The organism is Azospirillum sp. ST 5-10 (assembly GCF_051225715.1).
Classification (GTDB): Bacteria; Pseudomonadota; Alphaproteobacteria; order Azospirillales; family Azospirillaceae; genus Azospirillum.
Genome location: NZ_JBPJSP010000003.1, coordinates 134,362 through 147,784, shown reverse-complemented (window position 1 = coordinate 147,784; position 13,423 = coordinate 134,362). Strand labels below are relative to the sequence as shown.

15 protein-coding genes are annotated in these 13,423 nt (G+C 70.8%); 2 read left to right on the top strand and 13 right to left on the bottom strand.

Annotated elements, in window-relative coordinates:
- Nucleotides 1-15: 15 nt before the first annotated feature.
- Nucleotides 16-252, bottom strand: a complete 237-nt coding sequence (locus ACSBPG_RS05005) for a hypothetical protein (RefSeq protein WP_435536017.1) — start codon at nt 250-252, stop codon at nt 16-18.
- Nucleotides 253-343: 91 nt separating this feature from the next.
- Nucleotides 344-562, bottom strand: coding sequence for a hypothetical protein (locus tag ACSBPG_RS05000; protein ID WP_435536016.1), 219 nt, complete (start codon nt 560-562; stop codon nt 344-346).
- Between the two features lie 333 nt (nt 563-895).
- Between ACSBPG_RS05000 and ACSBPG_RS04995 the strand changes: the two genes are divergently transcribed.
- A complete protein-coding gene (locus tag ACSBPG_RS04995) occupies nt 896-2,479 on the top strand; it encodes a S8 family serine peptidase (RefSeq protein ID WP_435536015.1) in 1,584 nt (527 codons plus the stop codon).
- A 22-nt stretch (nt 2,480-2,501) separates the two neighbouring features.
- Here the strand turns inward: ACSBPG_RS04995 and ACSBPG_RS04990 are convergent, their stop codons facing one another.
- The 8 genes from ACSBPG_RS04990 to ACSBPG_RS04955 form a co-directional block, all read right to left on the bottom strand.
- Nucleotides 2,502-2,723: a hypothetical protein gene (locus ACSBPG_RS04990; protein ID WP_435536014.1), complete on the bottom strand. Its 222-nt coding sequence runs from the start codon at nt 2,721-2,723 to the stop codon at nt 2,502-2,504.
- Between the two features lie 26 nt (nt 2,724-2,749).
- On the bottom strand, nt 2,750-4,702 hold the full coding sequence (locus ACSBPG_RS04985; protein WP_435536013.1) for a trypsin-like peptidase domain-containing protein: 1,953 nt from the start codon (nt 4,700-4,702) through the stop codon (nt 2,750-2,752).
- 285 nt (nt 4,703-4,987) lie between these two features.
- Nucleotides 4,988-5,893 carry an SDR family oxidoreductase gene (locus ACSBPG_RS04980; protein WP_435536012.1) on the bottom strand — a complete coding sequence of 302 codons (906 nt, stop codon included), beginning with the start codon at nt 5,891-5,893 and terminating at the stop codon, nt 4,988-4,990.
- Nucleotides 5,894-5,905: 12 nt separating this feature from the next.
- Nucleotides 5,906-6,646, bottom strand: coding sequence for an SDR family oxidoreductase (locus tag ACSBPG_RS04975; protein WP_435536011.1), 741 nt, complete (start codon nt 6,644-6,646; stop codon nt 5,906-5,908).
- Nucleotides 6,647-6,721: 75 nt separating this feature from the next.
- Nucleotides 6,722-6,946 (bottom strand): tautomerase family protein, encoded by a 225-nt coding sequence (locus tag ACSBPG_RS04970; protein WP_435536010.1) that lies wholly within the window; start codon nt 6,944-6,946, stop codon nt 6,722-6,724.
- Between the two features lie 34 nt (nt 6,947-6,980).
- Entirely contained in the window at nt 6,981-7,565 is a 585-nt protein-coding gene (locus ACSBPG_RS04965) for an intradiol ring-cleavage dioxygenase (RefSeq protein WP_435536009.1), read from the bottom strand.
- Between the two features lie 11 nt (nt 7,566-7,576).
- Complete coding sequence (locus tag ACSBPG_RS04960) at nt 7,577-8,074, bottom strand: DUF1097 domain-containing protein (RefSeq protein WP_435536008.1); 498 nt, start codon at nt 8,072-8,074, stop codon at nt 7,577-7,579.
- A gap of 33 nt (nt 8,075-8,107) precedes the next feature.
- Nucleotides 8,108-8,611 carry a DoxX family protein gene (locus ACSBPG_RS04955; RefSeq protein WP_435536007.1) on the bottom strand — a complete coding sequence of 168 codons (504 nt, stop codon included), beginning with the start codon at nt 8,609-8,611 and terminating at the stop codon, nt 8,108-8,110.
- Between the two features lie 228 nt (nt 8,612-8,839).
- On the opposite strand from ACSBPG_RS04955, the gene ACSBPG_RS04950 reads away from it, so the two are divergent.
- The gene (locus tag ACSBPG_RS04950; protein WP_435536006.1) at nt 8,840-9,742 is read left to right on the top strand and encodes a LysR family transcriptional regulator; all 903 of its coding nucleotides are present in this window, start codon (nt 8,840-8,842) and stop codon (nt 9,740-9,742) included.
- 143 nt (nt 9,743-9,885) lie between these two features.
- Here ACSBPG_RS04950 and ACSBPG_RS04945 read toward each other — a convergent pair whose 3' ends face one another.
- The 3 genes from ACSBPG_RS04945 to ACSBPG_RS04935 form a co-directional block, all read right to left on the bottom strand.
- A complete protein-coding gene (locus ACSBPG_RS04945) occupies nt 9,886-11,058 on the bottom strand; it encodes an SRPBCC domain-containing protein (RefSeq protein WP_435536005.1) in 1,173 nt (390 codons plus the stop codon).
- Entirely contained in the window at nt 11,055-12,743 is a 1,689-nt protein-coding gene (locus ACSBPG_RS04940) for an MFS transporter (RefSeq protein WP_435536004.1), read from the bottom strand. Before ACSBPG_RS04940 ends, ACSBPG_RS04945 begins: the two co-directional genes overlap by 4 nt.
- Nucleotides 12,744-12,826: 83 nt before the next feature.
- Complete coding sequence (locus ACSBPG_RS04935) at nt 12,827-13,174, bottom strand: ArsR/SmtB family transcription factor (RefSeq protein WP_435536003.1); 348 nt, start codon at nt 13,172-13,174, stop codon at nt 12,827-12,829.
- Between the last annotated feature and the right edge of the window lie 249 nt (nt 13,175-13,423).

Below are 13,423 nucleotides of genomic sequence, written 5' to 3'. Positions count from 1 at the left end.
CCTCGCCGCCGCCGCTCAGCGCTTCGACGCCGGCGGCGTGCCTCCCGCGCTCGCTGCCTTCTGCTGCGCCGCCGCCGCGTCGGCCAGCGCGCCGAGGTCCGGCACCTGGGGCGCCTGGGGAACCTGGCCCAGCATGGTGAGCGCCTGCAGGCCGTTCTGCCCCGACGGCGGGGCCATGGCCGAGACCGACTGCACCAGCCCGAAGACCTGGTTGATCAGGGACAGCGTCTGCGTGATGCCGTTTCCAAGCATAGCACTCTCCTGGATGTGCGGACTCCGGTGAGGATGGAGGGAGCCGCGCCGGCGGTGCGCCGCCGGCGCGATCCGGACCAGGGCACCCCGATCAGGTGGCCCAGGTCAGGGTGATGATCGTGACGATGCTCGCCTGCGCCTGCTCCGGGGCGATGCCCCCGACGTCCTCGCGGCCGATGTTGAGAGAGTTGACCTTCAGGTTCAGGAGTTCCTGATCGTCGTCGCCGTGACGCGTGACCTTGCCCTCGATGTGGTTGGAGCCCTTGGAGGTGAACTGAACGCTGGTGGGAGTCGAAGCGGAATCGGCCATGATTGCCTCCTGTGATTAGGTTTGGTCACCATATGCCATGTAACAATAAACGATATTCAAACAAACAATGGAGAGTCAATTGATTTGATGGTAAACGCCGCACAAATACAAACGTATTCACGGACATACATATTCCAATATGCAATGCATTCTCTTGTATGATCCGCCAGACTTGACGATGAATTCTTTATATTGACTCGAGGACTGCCCGGCGCAGAATGTCCCTTCCCTTGCGCGCTCCAAGCCGACGCCGCTCCGGGGGCCGGAGAGGCGCCGGCCCGTCCGCCGGCCCGTCCCCTTGCGCTCCACCCCCGCCACCGAAGGAGACCGCCGATGCCCACCGGGTCGACCCCGCCGAGAGCGAACGAGGCGCCGCGCCGCTGGATCGTGTCGCACCGCCTGGCCCATCACCCGACCCTGGCCGCCCGGCGGTCCGCCCGCGCCCGCTTCGACGAGGCCGTCGCGTCCGTGCTGACGCCGACCCTCGACCTGCTGGGGGACAACGGCGGCGAAGCCCGGCTCGACCGCCGCGTGCTGGTCTGCGTCGGGGATGCGGAGGACATCGACGCGGCCGTGAAGCGCCTGCCGCCCGACGCGGTCGCCGAGCCCGAGCGCAAGCGCGTCCTGGCGGTGGCCGATCCCCCGCCGGTGGCCGCGCTGAAGGCGCAGGCGGCGTCGTCGCCGGAGCTGGGCACGGGGAGCGTCCTGTCGCTCACCTTCGTCTGCGACGGAACCCCGCTCCTCGGCGCCGGCGTCACCGTCTATTTCGTGCGGCTCGTCGACGGCAAGCCGCCGGCCGGCGGGGCCGGCCCCTCCCAGGTCAGGCCGGCCGCGGCGGTGACGGACGCGCACGGCACGATCGCCATCCCGTTCGATGCGGCGGCGTGGTTCGCCGGCATGGCCGCGGTGGTTCCCGCCGGTCGCGCCTGGCAGATGGTGCTGCAGAACCCGGCGAACGGCGCCACCTGCGCCATCCCGGCCCTGCCGGAGACGGGGCCGCTGGGGTGGTGGCACCGGGCCGCCGGCGTGTCCGCGTTCGACGCCGCCGCCGGGCGGGGCGTGCGGATCGGCGTCGTCGACTCCGGCGTCGGCCCGCACCCGTACCTGTCCCACGTCACCGGCATCGGCGCCTTCATCGACGGCGGCTGGGACCGGCAGCCCGAGGCGACGCGGGACGTCACCGTGCACGGCACGCACGTCTGCGGCATCATCGGCGCCCGGCCGCCGGGCGGCTCCGGGGCGTTCGGCGGCTTCGCCCCCGGCGCGGCGATCGCCGTGGCCCGCGTCTTTCCGCCCGGCGGCGACGCCAACCAGGGCGACATCGCCAACGCGATCGACGTTCTCTCGACCGCGCACCGGGCCGATCTGATCAACATGAGCGTGGCCGGCGAGGCGTCGCAGATCGAGGCCGACGCCGTCACGGCCGCCTTCGGCCGGGGAACGCTGTGCGTCTGCGCCGCGGGGAACGATTACGGCCAGCCCGTGAGCTGTCCCGCGGCCTATCCCGACGCGGTCGCGATCACGGCGCTCGGGCGGGTGGACGCCTATCCCGAGGGCAGCGCCGCCATCGCCAGCCAGCCCGCGCAGCGCGCCCTGTTCGGCGCCGGCGGCCTGTACCTCGCGGCCTTCAGCAACGTCGGTCCGCAGGTCGCGGCGACGGCCGGCGGCAACGGCATCGTCTCGACGGTGCCGGCCCGCTTCGGCGAGCGCGCACCCTACGCGGACCTGAGCGGCACGTCGATGGCGGCGCCGGCGACCGTCGGGGCGCTCGCCGTGCTGCTGGCCCGGGATGCCGCCTACCGGTCGCTGCCGCGCACGGCGGACCGGGCGCAGCACGCCCGCGACACGCTGGCCCGCCACGCGGCCAGCGTGGATCTGGCGGCGCAGTACCAGGGCGCCGGCGTCTGCCAGGCGTGAGGTCTGCCAGGCGTGAGGCGCCTCAGGGCAGGCGGCGCGGCATCACCTCCTCGACGGTGAAGCCGTCGCCCAGCCCGCGCACGGCGGCGCGCACCCGATCCTCGGGCCCCTCGACCTGGACGCGCTGCGGCATGGCGCCCCGCACGGTGACGCCGGGCTGCCCGGCCAGCCGCTCCTGCCAGCCCTCGGGCGGCGTCGCCCCGGGGCGCGCCGAGACCACGAACCTCTTCGTCCGACCGGTCATCGCATCCTCGCTTCGCGCGCCCCGCGTCAGGGCTTGAGCGTCGTCAGCGCCTCGGCCAGGCCCGCGGGCAGCGGGGCCACGGATTCGCGTTCGCTGTCCGCCAGGCTGAGGCGCACGAGCACCGGCCGGTGGTCGGAGATCTGCTTGACGTAGTCGAGGTCCTTGCGGTCCCGCGCCACCACGAAACAGTCCTGCGCGCCGAAGCGCCGGGCCAGGTTCGGCGACAGGAAGATGTGGTCGATCAGCGACTTGGGACCCTTGATGTAGGAGAAGGCCCCGGCCTCCTCGTCGGCGGCGCCGAGCGGCGTCATGCCGGCGTCGGTGAGCGCCTTGAAGTCGCCCGAGGCCAGCTCGTCGTTGACGTCGCCGCCGATGATCCAGTCGCGGTCGGTGCCGTTCTTGACCATCTCGTTGACGGCCGCGGCGAGGATCCGGGAGGCCATCTGCCGGCGCAGGCTGCCCTCGTCCTTCGCCTTGAGGTGCAGCGGCACCAGGAAGAAGTCGAAGGGCGCCTCCTGGCCCGTCGCACGGGCCGTGCCGCGCCCCTTCGCCGCGAACCGGAACAGGCCGGGGTAACGGTCGAACACCTTGCCGTGCACGGCCTCCAGACGCAGGCCGTCGAACTGCTCGCTGCGCACCCCGAACCAGGCGGCGATCGTCCCGGGCCATTCGGCCGGCAGCCGCTCGATCGTCTCGGTGTTCCACAGGACGGTCGTCGACTGTTTGCGGCGCGGTGCCTCGGGCTCGGAAAAGGCACAGTCGAAGCTGTAGCCCCAGCGCTCCTTCATGTGCGCCACCAGCGCCCGGGCGGCCTCCGGCGACGATTCGGAGAGGGCCCAGATGTCGAGGTTCAGGTCGGCGATGACCTCGGCCACGGCGCCGAGCTTCTCCACGTAGCGGTCGGTGAGCCACTCGACGTTCCAGAAGCCGACGTCGACGTCCTTCGACTCGCCGCGGTAGTCCGTGACCACCCGCTCCGCCCCGCCGTACCCCGACGCCTCGCGGCTGCGGCCGAGGCTGCCGAAGTAGCCGGTCGCCGAATCGACGCCCCCGAACAGCTGGAGCGCGTGCCGGGCGTGCCCGTCGGCATCGCCGGCGAGGCGGCTTTCCAGGTCGAGCGCGATGGCGGCGAGACGGATGCCCTCGTTCAGCGTCCGCGGGATCTCCGGCGCGTCGAGCGGGTTCAGCCGGCCGGTGTTCTCCTCCGCCGCATGGTGCAGCGCGAGCAGGGTCCATTCGTTGGTGAACACGGCGCCGCCGGAACTGCCCCGCTCGGTGTCGGTGGTGTAATGGATCACCTGCTCGTGCACCGCGGCGACGCGGTTGTCCTGCAGCGACACGGACTTGGGCCGCCCGGCGGGGTGATGGATGATGTTGGCGCAGTCGCCGGGCCGCGCCAGGAAGGAGCCGCGCGACAGCGGAATGTGGCCGTAGAGGTCCCGCGCCGCCTCGTCCATGTCGACCCAGACGAAGGTGTAGTCCAGGCCCTTCCTGCCCGGCTCGAACTGGTAGGGGCTGGTGATGAACAGCCGGGCCGGATCGAGGCGGAAGCTGCGCGTCGGCATCGCCTTGCCGTGGGCGTCGGCCTGGAAGTCGAAGATGCACCGCGCGCTTTGCGCGACGTCGCGGGAGTTCACGACGTGATGGTTGGTCAGCAGGACGTTGGGGCCGACCAGGAAGCCGGTGCCCGACCAGGCGCCGAACGAGCCGTCGTGCGCCGTGCCGGATGCCTCGATCTTGCAGATCGCGCTGCCGGCGGCGCTCCCCTTCAAGAGGAAGTTGAAGGGGAGCTGGTTGTCGACGTCGATGATCGCCTCGAGCCCGGCGCGCGCACGGCGCGCCTCCCGGAACGCGTCGGTGAGCCGGGCGGAATCGGCGGTGGCTATGCCCGGCTGATCGGCGAAATGCGCGGTCCCTGCGGCCACCCCGCGGATGAATCCGACCGTCCCGTCGCGCGCGTCACCCTCGGCAATCGACATGATGCACCTCCCGGAATCTCGCCGCAGGGAAGAGGAGCAACGCCATGCCGCCGTCCGCGGACCCCGTCGGCCCAATGGCGGGCTGAGGCGATTGCATGGAGGAAAAGCATTACGGGAGACAACGTCAATTCGTCCACGCAAATTTTGTGACGGCTTTGTTGACGCCGACGCGATGCAAGTCTCGGGGCGCGCCGCTCTGCATATCAAAGTATTCAGCCGCGGGCCGGCGGCTCTCCCGACGGGCGGCGCGGCCGACGGCGAGCGCGTGCCGGGGCCGGCCGCCCCTCACCGCGTGGCGTGATCGGCCGGCCGCATCAGATCCGCGAAGCCGATGCGGTGCAGGAACTGCTCGCGCACGCGATCGATGACCGCGAACGCGACGGCGGCGCCGTCGCTGGCGGGGTCGACGACGACCCGGAAGGGCCGCCTGCCGAACGGCGCGTCGACGATCCTCACGACCGCCTCGGCGACGATCTCCGGTTCCGCGTCGTCCGGCACGGTCGAGGCGAGGGCCTGCGACATCCGCTCGGCGAAGCCTTGCGGAAGGCCAGCCTCGTAGCGGGCCGCACGCGCCGTATCGGACGGCGCGCCGGCGTGGGCGAAATGGTTCGTTCCCTTCGTGAAGGCGCCGGGGACGACGATCGACGTCTCGATGCCGAAGGGAGCGAGCTCCCGGGCGTAGCACACCGCCAGCGCGTCCATGCCGGCCTTGGCCGCGAAGTACGGCCCGAGCATCGGCGGTATCCCGCCGGCGACGCTGCTGCTGCCGATCCAGACGACCAGGCCGCGCCCGGCGTCGCGCATGTGCGGCAGCGCGGCACGGTTCACGCGCTGTGCGCCGAGCACGTTGACGTCGTAGAGATGGGCGAGGTCCGCGGCCGTGAAGGCTTCGCTCGGCCCCCAGACCATGTGCCCGGCGTTGTGGATGAGCACGTCGAGCCGCCCGTGCCCGGTGATGATCGCGTCCACCGCGGCGGCCACCGACTCGTCCGACTGGACGTCGAGCTCGAGCGTGCGAAGATCGACCTTGTGCTCCTGGGCGTAGGCGGCGACCGCGGCAACCTGTCCGGCGTTCCTGCCGCCCAGCCCGCGCATCGAGGCGTAGACGGTGTGACCGGACGCGGCCAGCGCGTTGGCCATCAGGCGGCCGAAGCCGCTCGATGCGCCGGTGACGAGTACGACCTGCTTCATGATTCCGCCTCCTCAGACCACGCCGCCGTTCGCGCGCACGGTCTGGCCGTTGATCCAGCCGCCGTCCGGGCCGACGAGGAGGGAGACGACGCGGGCGATGTCGTCGACCCCGCCCAGGCGGCCGAGCGGGATCGTCTGCGTGATGCGGTCGAGCGTCGCCCGGTCCTTGCCGCCGAGGAAAAGCTCGGTCGCCACCGGGCCGGGCGCCACCGCGTTGACCGTGATCCCCCGCGGTCCGAGCTCCTTGGCGAGGACGTGCGTCAGGGCTTCGACCGCCGCCTTGGTGGCCGCGTAGACGCCGTAGGTCGGCTGATAGAGACCAACGACGCTCGACGAGAAGTTCACGATGCGCCCGCCGTCGCGCAGACGCTTCGCGGCCTCGCGCATGCCGTTGAAGGTGCCCTTGAGGTTGACCGCGATGGTCCGGTCGAACGCCGCGTCGTCCGTCTGCGCCACCGGCGCCAGCGTCATGATGCCGGCGTTGTTCACCAGCACGTCGACGCCGCCGTAGGCCGTTTGCGCGGCATCGAACAGCCGCGTGACGGCCAGCGGGTCGCTGACGTCGGCCTGCACGGACATGGCCCGGCCGCCGGCTTTCCCGATCCCGTCGACGAGTTCGGCCGCGGCGTCGGCGCTGCCGGCGTAGTTGACGACGACCCTGAAGCCGTCGCCGGCCAGGCGCCGGGCGATGGCGGCGCCGATGCCGCGCGGCGCTCCGGTGACGATCGCGACCTTGTCGCTTGAGTTGGTCATGATGGTTGCTCCTGTGTGGTGCCGCGCCGTCGCGACGACGGCGCGGGGTTGCCGGGCGCGTTCAAGGGCGGCCGGTCAGTCCGGGGCCTGCCTCTGCATGGCCTGCATCTTGGCGATGGTGAGGGTCTCGTCGGCGCGACCCCACCCGCCGTCGACGACCTCGTCGACGAGCACCATGGTGTAGGGGCGGACGCCCTCGCCGAAGTACTCGACGAACATCGCCGTCGTCCGGTGGATGATCTCTTCCTTCTGCTCGGCGTTGAGGGCGCCTTCCGGGACTTTGAAGTTGGCGAACGGCATGGTCTTTGCTCCTTCTGGGTGATGGCTTGGGCGGTCAGACGATGAAATCGAAGCGCGCGAACCGGCCGTCGCCGGCATCGCCGACGGCCATCAGCAGGGCCTCGTCGAAGAGCCGGTCGCGCGCGTTCCGCGGCTCGCCGGGAAAGAACAGCTGTGTCGTCACGACCCTCCCGCCGGGGCGCTGGACCCTGAAATGGAAGTGGCGCGTGCGACCCGGGTACAGCGCCGGCACGACCGTGTTGAACCACCAGCGCCCGTGCCCGTCGGCGAACTGGTGGCCCCGCAGGCGGAAGCCGTCCCGGTCGTAGACGCCGTTCTCGTCGGCGTGCCAGATTTCCACGAGGCTCCCCGGCAGGGGTCGGCAGCGGGTGTCGGCGACGAGACCGGCGACGGTGATGCGCTCGCCTCCCGGCGCTTGCGGGAACAGGTCGCGCCTCAAGGGCGCGTTCGGCTTGAAGAACGGACCGGCCTCCCGCTCGAGGGTCGGGCCGTCCTGGTCGCCGCAGGCGCGGGTCGGCGGCAGGACCGGGGCCTCCTGTCCGAAGGCGGCGGCCCCCGGCACCGGGACGAGCGGTGCCGCGAGGAACGCCGAGAGAAGCGTGCGTCTGGTCGTGTCCATCGCGGCCTCCCTCACACCGGGTGGGTGGCCGCCGGCGCCGACAGCCGCGTCTGCAGGCGGTGCGCGAACCAGCCGGCGCCGCTGCCGAGGGCGGCCGCGAAGGCGAGCGTCAGCAGCGCCGACACCGACACCGGCTGGTGCGCCGCGAACCAGGCGACGAGGCCGAGGAAGAAGCCGAGCAGATTGTTGAAGACCGGCAGGAAGCGCAGCGACAGCACCACGAGAGCCACACCGAACACGACCGCGGCCAGCTCGATCACGCCGGGCGGACCGCCGAGCGACCCGAGGACGGACGCGGCGGCGAGCCCGAGCCCGAGCCCGATGACCACGCAACCGAAGTTGACGAGACCGTTCCTCAGATCGAGGCCGCGGGTGAAGTAGGCGATCCAGCCGACGAACATCGCCCAGATCGGCAGCTCGAAGAGGACGGCCGCGCTGGCGGCGCTCGCCGTGACGACCGCCTCGGCGACGGTCACCGTCAGATTTCCGGGTTCGAAGGCCTTTCTCATCGGTTCTCTCCATCCTCGAATGGCTGGGACGACTCAGAGTTCGCGGCCGATGCGCCGATCGACCGAGAAGGCGCCGCCGCCCCGGACGGCGATCAGCAGCGCCACGAAACCCAGCATCAGCGGGTACTCGATGCCGCGATCGATCCACGGGTAGGTCGGCGCCAGCGCCACGCTGATGGCGGCCATCTGCACGGCCAGCATCGGCGCGAAGAGCCGCGTGACCAGGCCGACGGCCACCGCGAGGCCGCCGAACGTCTCGAGCAGGGCGACGAACATGGCGAGCTGCGGCGCGAACGGGAGGTTCAGGACGTTGGTGATCAGGTTGATCGATCCGGCCATCGGGTCGGCCATCGACCCGTGCGCGCGTCCCAGGAGCTTCGGGACGCCATGGGTGACGATCGTCAGGCCGAAGGCCGCCCGGAGCAGGGCGTAGGCGAGCGGTTCGGTGCGCCCGTAGAATGGCGCCAGCGCCGGGAACAGGAGAGGCGTCCCGCCGTCGGGAATGGGCGTGGCGCTCCTTGCAGCGTGATCCGACATCTGAGGCTCCTTCCGTTGCCGTTCTGGTGAGGAAGGTAGCCATTTCGCTTTCCGGCGGTAGAAGGCCGATTTCAACATCACCGTTTCAAAAATCATAACGATCTGCTAGAGCAAGATCGCGTTTGGCCGATCCGGCCAAACGCGTGAATCTTGCTCTAGCCATTTGAATTCAGAGCGGGATCACTCCAGGTGATTCCACCTGGAGTGATCCCGCTCTAGGGAACGGCCATGGACCGCATCGACGTCATGCGCCTGTTCGTCCGGATCGTGGAGCGCGGGAGCTTCGCCCAGGCCGCGCGGGACCTGCAGGTGCCGCGCCCCACCGCGACCCACGCGATCCAGCGCCTGGAGGCGGACCTCGGCGTGCGTCTGCTGGAACGGACCACCCGGACCGTCCGGCCGACGCTCGACGGCGCGCTCTACCACGAGCGCTGCATCCGGCTGCTGGCGGACCTGGACGAGGTGGAGAACGTGTTCCGGAACGCCGAGCCCCGGGGGCCGCTCCGGGTCGACATGCAGGGGACCATCGCGCGCTTCTTCGTCCTGCCGGCGCTGCCCGGCTTCGGCGCGCGCTATCCCGGGATCGCGCTCACCCTGAGCGAGGGCGACCGCATGGTCGACCTCATCACGGAGGGCGTCGATTGCGTCGTCCGCGCCGGCGACCTCACGGACTCATCTTTGATCGGCCGCCGGATCGCGGTGTTCGAACAGGTCACCCTCGCCAGCCCCGCCTATCTCGAACGCCACGGCGTCCCGTCGGCGCCGGACGGGCTCGACGGTCACCGCATGGTGGCCTACGCCGCCTCGGCGACCGGCCAGCCCTATCCGCTGGAGTTCGCGAGGGACGGGCGCGTGTGGGAGGTCCCGCTGCCCTACGACGTCGTCGTCCGCGGGGCGGAAATCTACACCGCCTCGGGCGCCGCCGGGCTGGGGCTGATCCAGGTCCCGCGCTACCGGGTCGAGCACCAGATCGCGGCGGGGGACCTGGTGCCGGTGCTGGAGGCCTTCCCGCCGCCGCCGATGCCGGTGTCCGTGCTCTATCCCCAGAGCCGCCATCTGTCGGCGCGTCTCAGGGTCTTCATCGACTGGCTGTCCGACCTGTTCCGCTCCGACCAGACGCACCGCCGGTGACGCCGCGCCCGCCCACCGGCCGTGCTCCGTGGCCGGTGCCGCCTCTCGCCGGGGGGAGACCGTCACGACCAGCAGCGGGGCCGCCTTCCCTTCCGGAGCTGGATCCCGCCTGCGGGACCGCCGGACCATACCGGGCCGGGTCCTTACACATCCCCGTTCTTCAGGCGCTCCAGATACTCCTCCCGTGTCATCGGCTGCGCTCCGGACGCGTCGAGCCGGGCGCGGTCCCGGTCAGGGATCGCGTCGCGGACGAAGTCGAGGTTCTTCCACGGCGCCATCTCCGGCGGCCATCCCGCCGCCGGCACGAAGCGCGAGGTGGCGATCCGACGGTACCGGTGAACGTAGCGCGGGCAGTTGATGAAGGCCTCCATCACCTTGACGACGACCAGCAGCTCGGCGCCGGGGAACGGCTGCAGGGCGGCATCGTCGCGCACGAGCGTCGCCGTGCCGTGGATGCGCAGGCGATGGGGGGTCTCGAAGTCGATGAAGAGCAGGCCGACCTTCGGGTTGGCCGAGACGTTGCCGGCCGACAGGTACATGCCGTTTCCGTCGTAGCTCGGCAGGAGCAGCGTCCGGTCGTCGGCCACGCGCACGAAGCCCGGCGCGCCGCCCTTGTAGGAACAGGTGGGGAAGCCGCGGTGGTCGACGGTGGTCAGGAACGCCATGTCGCACGCCTCGATGAACGTCCGGTGATCGTCGCCGAGCGTGGACGCGACCGCGACCTTCCGCAGCCGGTTGGCGAGGCGGCGGGTGTCGAAGCGGTCCTGCAGCGCCCGATGGCGCTCGCCGTAGATGTCGGCCATTGCCCCGAAGGGCACGCGGAAGGCCGGGTCCGCCGGGTCCGGGTCCGCCGCCCACGCCAGGCGATCGAGGCAGATCGACCAGACCGTGCGATACAGTTCGGCCGCCTCGGTGCTGGTGAGTTCGGTGTGCGTGAGCGTGAGTTCGCAGGCGTCCTCGCCAAGCGGCCGCAGGTCGATCCGCACCTTCGAGGTCGGGCCGCCGAGGTCGGCGACGGCGCCGTCGTAGTTCCAGGTGGCGACGATCCGTTTGGCGTGCGCGATGTCCAGATACCGCCCCGAGATCTCGTAGGGCGTGCCGTCCGGGTCGATCCCGTCGAGCCGGTAGGCACCGCCGGGCCGGATGTCGACGGTGGCCGACCGCACGGCCCCGGCCCCGGGCGTCAGCCAGCGGGCCAGCCACTTCGGGTCGGTGCACGCCTCGAAGGCCAGCGCCACCGACGCGTCGAGCCGGCGGACCAGCGCGATCGACACCGTCGGATCGCCACGGCGCGGGGATCGGTCCTGCGGGCTCACGAGACGGACTCCAGGGAGCGGCCGCGCGTTTCCGGCAGGAACAGCGAGCCGATCACGAACGAGACGATGAGGACCGACGCCGCGTACCAGACGCCGGCGTACAGGTTTCCGGTCGCCGTGAAGGCGGCGAACGAGATGGTCGGCAGGAAGCCGCCGAACCAGCCGCCGATGTTGTAGGGGAGGGAGAAGGCGGTGCTGCGGATGCGGGTCGGGAACATCTCGATCAGCCAGGCCGCCAGCGGCGCCACGGCGAGCGCCACGAAGAGATTGAGGAGGGCGAGCAGCCCGATCAGCGCCGCAACATTGGTCTTTCCCGGATCGGCGCGGGCGGGATAGCCGCCGGCCGCCAACGCGGCGGCGATCTCCCTGTCGAAGGCGCGCGCGCGCTCGGCGAAGGCAGCCTTCTCCATGTCCCGTCCGTCGAACGCGGTGAGGCTCGTGGCGCCGATCTCGACCCGCGCGGGCGTGCCGGCCGGGGCGTCGCGGTCCGTGTAGGGGATGCCGAGCTTGGCGACGGCGCGCCGCGCGACGTCGCAGGAGGTGCGGAATTCGGCAAGACCGATCGGGTCGAACTGGCCGCTGCACCCGGCCGGATCGACGAGGACGGTGACCGGGCGCTCGGCGACGGCCCGTTCGAGGTCGGGATGAGCGAAGTGGGTGACCGCCTGGAACACCGGGTAGGCCGCGATCGCCGTGCCGAGGAAGCCGGCGAGGACGACCGGCTTGCGGCCGATGCGGTCGGAGAGCCAGCCGGCCAGGACGATGAAGGCGATGAAGAAGACGCTGTAGCCGAGGATGGTGTAATGGAGCAGGAAGGGATCGATCTTCAGGTTCAGCATCAGCAGATAGATCGGGTAGGCACCCGTGGCGGTGGCGACGGACTGACCGGCGATGGCGCCGAAGAGGGCGAGGATCGAGATCCGCAGATAGCGCCAGCGGCCGAACGCCTCCCGGACCGGCGCCGAGGACCCTTTCCCGGCGCGCTTCATCCTGAGGAACAGGGGTGATTCCTGCAGCCGCACCCGGATGTAGATCGAGATCGCCATCAGCACGGCGGAGAGCAGGAAGGGAATGCGCCACCCCCAGTCCTCGAACGCCTCCTTGCCGAGGGCGAACTCGCACGCGAGCACGACGAGGATCGCCAGCACGAGGCCGCCGGCCAGCGTCGTCGCGACGGCGCTGGTGGCGAGGCCCCGCCGCTCCGCCGGCACGTGCTCGGCGATGTACGTCACGGCGCCGCCGAACTCCCCGCCGAAGGCGAGGCCCTGGACGATGCGCAGCGCCATCAGCAGGAGCGGCGAGGCGATGCCGATCGTCGCATAGTTGGGGAGCAGACCGATGATCACCGTCGAGACGCCCATGATCACGATGGTGAGCAGGAAGGTGTACTTGCGGCCGACGAGGTCGCCGAGGCGGCCGAAGACGAGGCCGCCGAAGGGCCGCACCAGGTAGCTGACGGCGGCCGACAGCAGGGTGAAGATGTAGGCGTAGGCCGGGTCGAGGCCGGAGAAGAACTGTGCGGCGACGATCGCCGCCAGCGGCCCGTAGAGCACGAGGTCGTAGGCCTCGAAGATCGCACCGAGCGACGAGGCGACCACCACCCGGCGCATCCGCCCACGCTCGACCGTCACCGGGGCCGCCTCCGCCGCCTCCGTTCCCATGGCCGGTTCGATCCGGTCATCCATCGCAGCATCGTGTGTCACGCGTCTGCTCCCTGTTCGATTCCGGTGTTTCCGAACCCGGCGCTGCCGCGACCGGGGGCCGGCGGTCACGGCTTCCTGGTCTCCTCCTTCATCTCCTTGAGCACCTCTTCCAGGGTGTCGAGGCCCACGGTCCAGAAACGTTCGTAGGCGGCGAGCCAGAGGCTGGCCGTCTTCAGCGCCTCGGCGTCGAGCCGGCAGACGTGGTTCCGGCCGCGCACGTCGCGAACGACGATGCCCGCCCGTTCCAGCGTCTTGATGTGCTTGGAAACCGCCACGAAGGACATCGGGAACGCGGGGACCATCTCGCCGATGCTGAGTTCGCGCCGGGCCAGCATGCCGATGATCGCCCGGCGGGTCGGGTCGGCCAGCGCATGGAACACGGCGTCGAGCCGGTCATCGGGATATTTAACCATGTCGTTTAATATCGCGGCGACGGGGACGCATTGTCAATAGGGCTGATTGTTTGCCGCATGAGCGGGGCCGTGGCGGAGCGGTCGCACACCGGCTCCGCCCGGGCCGCCGCCGTCTGCCGAACTCAGCTCCACCCGCTGAACACCGGCCCGCCCGGTGGAACCGGGGAAGGGAATGACCGCCCCGGCCCCGGCCCTATGTGTGATATCGTCGAGCGGAATGGCTGACACACCTCCTGCCCCCACCCTCCC